This is a genomic window from Candidatus Latescibacter sp., assembly GCA_030692375.1.
In the GTDB taxonomy this organism is placed as follows: domain Bacteria; phylum Latescibacterota; class Latescibacteria; order Latescibacterales; family Latescibacteraceae; genus JAUYCD01.
In genome coordinates this window covers 1-9,312 of record JAUYCD010000100.1, presented here as the reverse complement: position 1 = coordinate 9,312, position 9,312 = coordinate 1, and the positions used below count along the sequence as shown (strand labels likewise).

7 protein-coding genes are annotated in these 9,312 nt (G+C 45.8%); all 7 read right to left on the bottom strand.

Annotated features, from left to right (window positions below):
- Positions 1 to 257 precede the first annotated feature (257 nt).
- The gene (locus Q8O92_06245; GenBank protein MDP2982908.1) at positions 258 to 1,346 is read right to left on the bottom strand and encodes an HD domain-containing protein; all 1,089 of its coding nucleotides are present in this window, start codon (positions 1,344 to 1,346) and stop codon (positions 258 to 260) included.
- A gap of 42 nt (positions 1,347 to 1,388) precedes the next feature.
- Entirely contained in the window at positions 1,389 to 1,760 is a 372-nt protein-coding gene (locus Q8O92_06240; protein ID MDP2982907.1) for a PilZ domain-containing protein, read from the bottom strand.
- 497 nt (positions 1,761 to 2,257) lie between these two features.
- Positions 2,258 to 3,103 carry a diguanylate cyclase gene (locus Q8O92_06235; GenBank protein ID MDP2982906.1) on the bottom strand — a complete coding sequence of 282 codons (846 nt, stop codon included), beginning with the start codon at positions 3,101 to 3,103 and terminating at the stop codon, positions 2,258 to 2,260.
- Positions 3,104 to 3,587: 484 nt separating this feature from the next.
- Positions 3,588 to 4,292, bottom strand: coding sequence for an anaerobic ribonucleoside-triphosphate reductase activating protein (locus Q8O92_06230; GenBank protein ID MDP2982905.1), 705 nt, complete (start codon positions 4,290 to 4,292; stop codon positions 3,588 to 3,590).
- A 17-nt stretch (positions 4,293 to 4,309) separates the two neighbouring features.
- The gene (gene nrdD, locus Q8O92_06225) at positions 4,310 to 4,486 is read right to left on the bottom strand and encodes an anaerobic ribonucleoside-triphosphate reductase (GenBank protein MDP2982904.1); all 177 of its coding nucleotides are present in this window, start codon (positions 4,484 to 4,486) and stop codon (positions 4,310 to 4,312) included.
- 253 nt (positions 4,487 to 4,739) lie between these two features.
- On the bottom strand, positions 4,740 to 6,770 hold the full coding sequence (locus Q8O92_06220) for a ribonucleoside triphosphate reductase (protein ID MDP2982903.1): 2,031 nt from the start codon (positions 6,768 to 6,770) through the stop codon (positions 4,740 to 4,742).
- Between the two features lie 305 nt (positions 6,771 to 7,075).
- Positions 7,076 to 8,878 carry a two-component regulator propeller domain-containing protein gene (locus Q8O92_06215; protein ID MDP2982902.1) on the bottom strand — a complete coding sequence of 601 codons (1,803 nt, stop codon included), beginning with the start codon at positions 8,876 to 8,878 and terminating at the stop codon, positions 7,076 to 7,078.
- Positions 8,879 to 9,312: the final 434 nt, after the last annotated feature.

Genomic DNA, 9,312 nt, shown 5'->3' with positions numbered 1-9,312 from the left:
CACTTCGATCTTGATACCATTAAATCATCGAGGGCGGCCCCGAAATCTGGGTCCGCCTGGGACTGTTGGGAATGAACCTGCAAACCGCCATGAAAAGGGTCTGATACGGTTAGTATATATAGTACATTACCAATATAGACTCGTCGTATACCGAGCCCGCTTCACCTTTATCTTTGACGTGTAATACCCAATACCTTTTTTCAGCAGACCCTAATTAAGCTAGTTTGTAAAAACACTCCGTTACATCCCGATATGAATCAGGGGAATGTGGGTCTATTTGCATCTTCTAACCGATCTCTTTCGCTCCATATAAAATCAGATAATGCAATATTTTTTGAAGAACCAATTTCGTTTTTAATTATTACTATTTCATCAATGTTATCAAGGAAAATATCAACAATTGAGGGATCAAAATATTTCCCGCGTTCTTTACTGATAATATCGCACACAACTTCCAGTGGGTATGGATCCTTGTAGGGACGTTTTGAAATGAGCGCATCGAAGGTATCAGCTAAACAAACAATCCTTCCCACCAAGTCAATTCTCTCGCCGGATAACCCATGAGGGTATCCCAGGCCGTTCCATTTTTCATGATGAGAAAGGGCTATTTTTTGAGCCATTTGTAAAATATCGGCATCAGAATTTGCCAAAATATTAGATCCTATTATTGTGTGAGTTTTGATTATTTCGAATTCCTTATCGGTCAATTTCCCTTGTTTCATCAGAATACTGTCTGGAATGCCGATTTTCCCTACATCATGCATAGGAGTTGCAAATTTAATAGATTGAACATCCGTAGAGGATAATCCGAGTTTTTCGGCAATCAGAGTGCAATAACGGCTCATTCTTATGATATGGTCACCGGTATCCTCATCCTTGTATTCTGCAGCAACAACAAGACGGTTTATTGTATCCCTGTAAGCCGTCTGCAGCTTTTCATTATAAAGAGAAAGATCTTTCGCATAAAGTATTAACTGGATTGACTGTTCCCTTGCTACCCTGTTAACATCCTGGAATTTTATATAAACGGAGTTGAAATTATCGGCTATGTCATTCATTTCTTTTTCAGCATTAATTTTAACAGGTTCATTTTTTTCCCCAGTTGCAATCTCCCCGATTTCAATTGCTAGGTTAGCAAGTTTATCGGCAGAACTTCTCATGAGACTTAAACCTGCTAAAAAACAAGCAAGTATTAATGCGACATAAAGAATAATAGTAGCTTTTAAATCAATTCTTCCATCGAAAAATAAATAGAAGACCAGCAGAACAGGAATAACCACTAGAAGAGTTAAAATAACCCATATTTTCCCGTAGAAACAATTGTAATCTCGGTATTTTGTTTGCAATGTACGTACCCTATTAAATGGTGTTCGTCTCTTCGTAATTTCTTACGAATTCACAAAAGAAGTACCTAATTGTAATGATTTGTCTAACGTAACGGCCACACTTATTTCCTGATTTTTCTGTTTCATATCTAAATCACTCTGTTGAATTATTCGCACAACTTTTGCATTTCCTTCCATAAAAGCAGTCGCATTCCCAGTCCCGGGTAAATTAATGGTCAATTCCAATGGCTGGCCCAGAAAATAGTTTTCAACCAATTTAGACACAAATAAAGCTCCTCCGCCGGAGACATCCTTCAGCACGGTTTTTTCTCTGAACTTTTTTCCTACGATGTTTTCGCCAATCACTTCCATCTCAAATTCAACAGAAAAACGATCGAATTCTCTATTGTTGGATTCACCATTCATTTTATCCATACCGACATTCCCCCTTATCAAAATCATGTGGGCTAACAACTCTCAGTATTTTCGCTGTCAAGTTTATTAATGTTGTATTCAAATACTTCAAGCAAGGTATTTTTTTAAAAAGTTTCGAAGCTGCATATTATTATACCATGACGCTGGCCTTCTTTCTTTTTGAAACGTTTAAAGAAGATGTCCATACCTCTGTGATCACAACAACACGACTCTTCAAACATGGGTGATTATGCCCACAATCGCTCTGAAAGTCTGTATCACGATTGTACATACACAAAAAACGCATGACAGTATTCGCTAACCCATAATTAAACGATTTATTTCAATTATAAGGTTAAATTAAAGCCTGAAAATTGATCTTCTAATTGAAATAGCTCAATTTAGGTCATATAAAATATTTCCTTACTTTCGATTGCATATTTTATCAAAAAATGGAATTCTTTTCTTGATTTAAACACTATTTTTGTAGATATATCAAAATAATATTGCCATCTTTTTTACCATTGTTCATGAATAATATTGTTTTTGCCGCGTATTTTTACATTATACATTACGTTATCAGCAGCTTTAACCATATCTTTACTATCATTCAACGCATCTTTAAAGGTAATCGCACCAATGCTAAATGTCACAGGCCATCGATTAAGTTTCATAGTTAGAAGAAGGTTGGTGTGAAATTTATTTAAGACTGCTTCTGCACCGTTATAGTCTGTTTCAGGTAAAAGAATGGCAAACTCATCTCCACCTATTCTCGCAATAATATCTGAATTTCTCAGATTAGCTTTAAGAGTATTGGCTACATCCCGAAGCAATCGATCACCAGTATCATGCCCATGTGTGTCATTTACCTGTTTAAAATTATCAAGATCCATAAAAACAATTGTGAAAGGGCGCTTATACCGTTTATTCCGTATTGATTCAATTTTAATATTCTCATGAAAACATCGATTGTTTGCTAAACCTGTTAAACCATCTGTGTCAGCTAAATATACAATTTGATTCAATTGCCTTCTGATTTCTAAGAGAAAAAGACTTATAATAGTAAAAATGTTAAATCTGATAAGAGTATTGAAATAAGGTATTACATAATGAGAAAATACTTTTCCGGAGTAGATATCATTTAAATCCCACGATAATGCTGAAGCTAAAGATATTATTACAGCGGAAAAAGGCCCAACATACCAAGCCACTAAGAATATTGGAACAATAAATAAAATTGAAAGTGCCACTTCAGAACTAGTGTAATAGTTTGAAATTGTCAAGGCAATAATAAAGACAACGGCACCCAATAATATTGCCCATTTGGGTGAATTGTTTAAATACTTATCAACTGTTTTTAACATCTACTATTTCTCCAAACCTGTTATGCTATATCGGTTCAGCGTGAAATGGAATTTCTCCATATACAACGTATGGAGTTTTATCCGTAGTGTTGAAGACATTTCGGATAAAACATGTTGAACTGAACCGTGTGACAGGTAATGTATAACCATCTATGGAGATTGTAAAGAGGGGATTTCCATGAAAGGTGTAGAGGAAGCGGTTTTGGAAAGCAATATTGAAGAGAGAGAGCATGAGTGGAATTTCCTTGAAAACTTGCGAATAATATATGTCGTAAAATAATTGAGCCTTTTGCAAAAGTCGATATTTGAAGCAGCCCCCTTTCTGTCCTTCGGACATCCTTCCCCCGGAGGGGGCAGGAACTACTGTGGAGCAATGACTTCCCTTGCCCCCTCCGGGGGAAAGGGATAGAGGGATAGGGGGCTGTAGTAAAAAAACTTATCATTTTTTCATTCAAAAACGACTTTTGCAAAAGGCTCACGTAATTTACCGTACATCGAAAACGGGGAAAAGCGTGCGGGCTTCACTGAGGATTGCCGGGGGAAATGAGCGGAAAGGCGCATCGACAAGTTCCCTGTCCGATACTCCCTGACCGTTGAACTGCTGCAGGTAATATTTTTTTATACCGATTTTGGCCGCTGTGCGCATGGTTTCCATCAGCTCGTTTTCCGATAAAACCGACGGGTGCCAGGTAGTTCTGAACTCGTAATCCACACCGGATTCGAGAATGACGCTTATGCTCCTCGAAACTTCGAAACAGGCGTTCTCGGTCTGGGTGATACGCTGATATGCGGCAGGCGGGGCTTTGATATCCATAGCCACATAATCGACCAGATTTTTTTTCAGAATGCGGCGGAGCATATCAGGATAGAAACCGTTGGTATGGATGGCCACGGCATACCCCAGTTCCCGTATCCAGGCCAGGAGACTGCGCAGTTCAGGATGGAGTGTCGGCTCTCCTCCCGAAATGACCACTCCATCGAGGAAACCAACCCGTTCCCGGAGAAATGTCTCGATCTCCTCCCAGGGCATGCACTCGCCCTGGAACCGCAGGCTGTCATTATGGCAGTACCTGCATTTCCAGGGGCAGCCACGGGTGAAGAGCACGCAAGCCAGCCTGCCGGGAAAATCAATCGCAGTCATGGCCTGAATCCCGGCCACCGGAATATCCCAAAAGCTTTTCTGTTCCATATTTTTTTGGCCTATAGCTACACAGCCGCTTTTTTCTCCTGGAAATGAGCACGTTCGGCATGTTCGCTCTTCTTGCCGATATTGAATTCACTGACCGGGCGATAGTATCCCATGACCCGTGTCCAGACTTCGCATACCTGGCGCTCTTCATCGATAACGGTGATCGCATGATTTCCTACAAAGGCCTGTACCATGATGAAACCTCCTTTTCAAATCCATCGTACTTCGTTTGTGTAAATTTATGATGGTGATATTATTAAGAAACCGGTTGTTTATTATACAGATAGATGCCGAAACGGTTTCATCGTTCCCGAGAAGCGGCAACAAGTTCGGCAAAACCTCACCCGGCCTTCGGCCACCCTCTCCTATACAGGAGAGGGTAATAGCATAGCCAGCAATGAGTTACCCCTCTCCTGACTAGGAGAGGGGACAGGGGTGAGGTATTCTTCACAGTATATCATCCAATGCCATATCGCGGCTTTTCTTTTCTATCAGCACCTCATCGCACTTCGGACAGTACTTGATCTGCCCCTGAAGGTATCCGTGCTGCGGACAGATGGAAAATACCGGTGTGATGGTTATATAGGGGACGCGGAACCGCTCGAGGGATCGGCGCACCAGCTTCTTGCACATCTCGGCGCTGGATATACGCTCACTCATATAGAGATGGAAGACTGTTCCCCCGGTGTACTTGCACTGAAGGATTTCCTGGTGAGAAAGCCCCTCGAAGGGATCGTCGGTGAAACCCACGGGGAGCTGGCTCGAATTGGTATAATAGGGCGCTTCCGGAGTTCCGGCCTGCAGGATATCGGGAAAACGTTTACGGTCCTCCTTGGCGAACCGATAGGTCGTCCCTTCCGCCGGTGTGGCTTCCAGGTTGAACAGGTTCCCGGTCTCCTCCTGGAATTCTATGATCCTGCCGCGGATGAAATCCAGAATATCGCATGCAAATGCATGTCCCCGCTCATCGGCGATACCGTAAGCATCCCCGGTAAAGTTGCGGATGCACTCGTGGATGCCGTTCACCCCGATGGTGGAGAAGTGGTTACGGAGATTGATGAGGTAGCGTTTCGTATAAGGGAAGAGCCCGTTGTCGATGAGACGCTGGATAACCTTGCGCTTCACAGTGAGAGACTCTTTCGCCAGTGAGAGGAGCATGTCCAGACGGGAAAAGAGCGCCGCTTTGTCCCCGCGGGCGAGGTAGCCTGTACGGGCGCAGTTGAGGGTCACGACCCCGATCGAGCCGGTCATCTCGGCGGACCCGAACAGGCCGTTGCCCCTTTTCAGGAGCTCACGGAGATCAAGCTGCAGGCGGCAGCACATCGACCGCACCATATTTGGGGTGAGGTCCGAGTTCATGAAATTCTGGAAGTACGGGATGCCGTATTGGGCGGTCATCGCGAAAAGTGGCTCGGTGTTCGGATGCTCCCAGGGGAAATCCTTTGTGATGTTGTAGGTCGGAATGGGGAACGTAAACACCCGCCCCTTTGCGTCGCCGCGGCTCATGACCGCGATAAACGCACGGTTGATCATGTCCATCTCCGCCTGCAGGTCGCCGTAGGTGAAATCCATCTCGTCGCCGCCGATCACCGGCTTCTGAGAGCGGAGGTCTTCCGGACAGACCCAGTCCAGGGTCACATTGGTGAACGGCGTCTGTGTCCCCCACCGTGAGGGGACATTGAGGTTGTATACGAACTCCTGGACATGCTGGAGTACATCTTCATAGCGGAGTTTGTCTATCCGCACGAACGGGGCGAGATAGGTGTCGAACGAGCTGAACGCCTGGGCGCCCGCCCATTCGTTCTGGAGGGTGCCGAGGAAATTCACCATCTGGCCCACCGCGCTGGAAAGGTGTTTCGGGGGCGAGGCCTCCACCTTGCCGGGAACGCCGTTGAACCCCTCGGTGAGCAGGCTCCGGAGCGACCATCCCGCGCAGTAGCCGGAGAGCATATCCAGGTCGTGGATGTGGATATCGGCGTTACGGTGCGCGTTTCCGATCTCTGTGCTGTAGACGTGGTTCAGCCAGTAATTGGCGATCACCTTTCCCGACACATTCAGAATCAGCCCGCCGAGAGAATACCCCTGGTTGGCGTTGGCGTTGATTCGCCAGTCGAGACGGTCCAGATATTCGTTGACCGAGGAGAATACATCGATGACCGTACGGCGGTCTTCACGGAGCTTGGAATGCTGTTCGCGGTAAACAATGTAGGCGCGGGCGGTCTTGAGGTGGTTGGAGGTGATGAGCACATGCTCCACAATATCCTGAATCTGCTCGATACCGGGGATGCCTGCGCGGTGGCTGTGACAGAGAACCTTGATGACCTGTACGGTGAGGAGTTCCGCTTCAAACTGATCGAATTCGCCGGTCGCTTTTCCGGCTTTCGCGATGGCATTTCTTATTTTGGCGGCGTCGAAGGGAACACGCCGACCATCGCGTTTACGGACCTCCGTGAACGGCACAGTAAATTCTATATTCATTCCTACCCCGCGTTAACGGAATTATAGACGATTAATTTCTTTGTCTCAGATAATGTTGCAGATTACTTGAATATTCAGGTATAACATCAATATGTTGTATGACTTGGGGTGACCGTATACAAGATATAGCATAATTAATGGGTTTGTCAAGGGGGTTTTTATGAATATTATCTGAAATCTGAGCGGTGAAATCCGGACACAGGTCACGCCGAACCTGTTTCGGCATCTATTATAAAAAAGGGGCAGGTAAAAACCCGCCCCCTTTGCTCGCTATGATCGTTGAACTGTTATTATTTCCCCGCTTTTTATTTCCCCATATCCACAACCCCCAGCCCACCGTAGCACGCTGCCCAGAGTTTGCCGTTATAAAACAGGAGCGCCCGGACTTCGTTCGAGGGAAGGCCGTCTCTTATGGTGTAGACCTCCGCTTTTTTTCCTTCGAGGCGCACGATGCCATCCCCCGCGGTGCCGAGCCAGATGACTCCGGAAGGATCAGCCGTAATCGCCGTTATGGGCGTTGTAATCCGAAGAGTACCCTTTCCGAAAGTATCCCAGGATTTCCCATCATACACCACAAGCTTGCCGGAGGCGGCGCCGAAATAGACCTTGTTTCCAACAGCGGCGGCGGACCGCACATCCAGACCTTTGAGAGCGGGAAGCGTTGACCAGTTTACCAGTGAATCGCTGATAGATACGATTCCTCCCGCAGTACCGAACCAGACCGTGCCGGTGGAATCCAGGGCGCATGCCCAGACATCCTCGGAGGGAATACCGTCGTCAGCGCGTATGCGGGTCCAGCGGCCGCCGGCGAGCGAGCTGATACCGGAAGGAGTGCCTACCCAGAGACAGCCTTTACGGTCGAAGACGCTGCACCGGATATCGTTTCCCGCAATGCCGTCGTCACGAGTTTTCAGATCCCACTTCAAACCCTGGTTAAATACAATGCCTGTCTCCGTGTTGCAGATGAGAGTGCTGTCCGGACCATATATGATGCTCCGTATATTCTTGAGCAGAGAGGGTTCTTGGGTCTGGATAAGTGCCCAGGAACCTGAGTCCAGAACATTTAAGCCGATTTTTTTTGATCCCGCGAGAAGCCGGTTGTGATTGTCCACTCCCAGCGCTGTGAAGTCGTTTCCGAACGGGATATTGGGAATAGAGTAATTAATGATGTGTCCTTTGTCGATGATGCTCATACCACGGTTGGTTCCGACATAAACACGATCGTCCGATTCGACCACTCCGCAGGTAACATCGTTCGAAATGAGTCCCTCACTCTCAATGTAATTGGTAAATTCCGCACCCTTCATGGCATGTACCCCATTGCTGGTGAAAAACCAGAGCTGTTCCCGGCTGCCCTGCATCTGTCGAATATCAAACGTGCCAATGTATCTTTTTGACGAAAAACCCTGCCAGCCGTATCCATCCCACCGAGTGACGCCGACCCCGACCGAAGTCACCCACATACTGTTATCCCAATTTTTGGTAATGTCCTGGATAGCGTTGGTAAGGAGCCCATGCCGGGTGTTTGTATTCCGCCAGGCGCCCTGGATATTCATGTACACCCCGTTCTCTCTGGTACCTATCCACATATTGTTCCCTGAATCTATCAGAATGCAGAGAACATCCTGACTGCCGGGTCCTTCCTTATCGGAGAGGAATGAAAAACTCCCGTTTTTAAAGAAAGCAGCGCCCTTCGCGGTGCTCACCCACAGATTTTTCTTGTTGTCAAGATTCAGATTATTGATCACCTGAGACGGCAGTCCCTGAGAAGTACCGAACAGCTTCCACGAGGAACCGTCCCTGGCAATAAGACCGAGATCGGTAGCAATCCATAGAGTCCCTTTGCCGTCAATAATCACGGTATTAAGGTTATTGGTGGGTAATCCGTCTTTCGTGGTGGCCACGGTATATTTTTTTGAGACGATGTCCCAGGTGACCAATCCGCCCCTTGTCGAACAGTACACGGTGTTGCCGTCAACGGCAATTCCGGTGACCTGCGTGGGGTCGGTCAACTGCATGATTTTGACCGGGGATTTCTGACTCGAACAGGCGAGGACCAGAAGACTCAAAAGAATGGGAATGACGGTAAAAGCCGGGTTGCTTCGCATGATACGGAAATACCTCCATCTATGATATGTTCAGAAGTGAATTCAAAAATGTCTTTTCCGGTGAATACTATCAGAGAATAATACCATATTTTCCAAATAAAGGGAATAAAATAATCCGAGCAGCTATATATTGATGACACCCTCCATGAATACGGATTGGAGAACTGTATCTTCCAGCCAGGCATCTAGCAAACATAATTATTCATAAAGTTGCTATGACATTTTCTTAACTCTTTTTTAAACAAATACTTATTAATAATTTTGGAAGGCAGCCCCCTAAATCCCCCGAAGGGGGACTTTTCGTGGTAAAGATGAAAATGCGAAAAAATGTAACTTTTTTATCGATTATGCTTTGTATTGCAGTCTTTTAAGTCCCCCTTTGGGGGATTTAGGGGGCTGTAGTTTTGATGCTTACAGAAAGAAAAACCTTTTTT

Excerpts from the sequence above, each read along its gene's own strand:
- Q8O92_06235 (MDP2982906.1), bottom strand. The coding sequence starts at position 3,103 with ATGTTAAAAACAGTTGATAAGTATTTAAACAATTCACCCAAATGGGCA.
- nrdD (MDP2982904.1), bottom strand. The coding sequence starts at position 4,486 with ATGGTACAGGCCTTTGTAGGAAATCATGCGATCACCGTTATCGATGAA.
- Q8O92_06220 (MDP2982903.1), bottom strand. The coding sequence starts at position 6,770 with ATGAATATAGAATTTACTGTGCCGTTCACGGAGGTCCGTAAACGCGAT.
- Q8O92_06215 (MDP2982902.1), bottom strand. The coding sequence starts at position 8,878 with ATGCGAAGCAACCCGGCTTTTACCGTCATTCCCATTCTTTTGAGTCTT.
- Q8O92_06230 (MDP2982905.1), bottom strand. The coding sequence starts at position 4,292 with ATGGAACAGAAAAGCTTTTGGGATATTCCGGTGGCCGGGATTCAGGCC.
- Q8O92_06240 (MDP2982907.1), bottom strand. The coding sequence starts at position 1,760 with ATGGATAAAATGAATGGTGAATCCAACAATAGAGAATTCGATCGTTTT.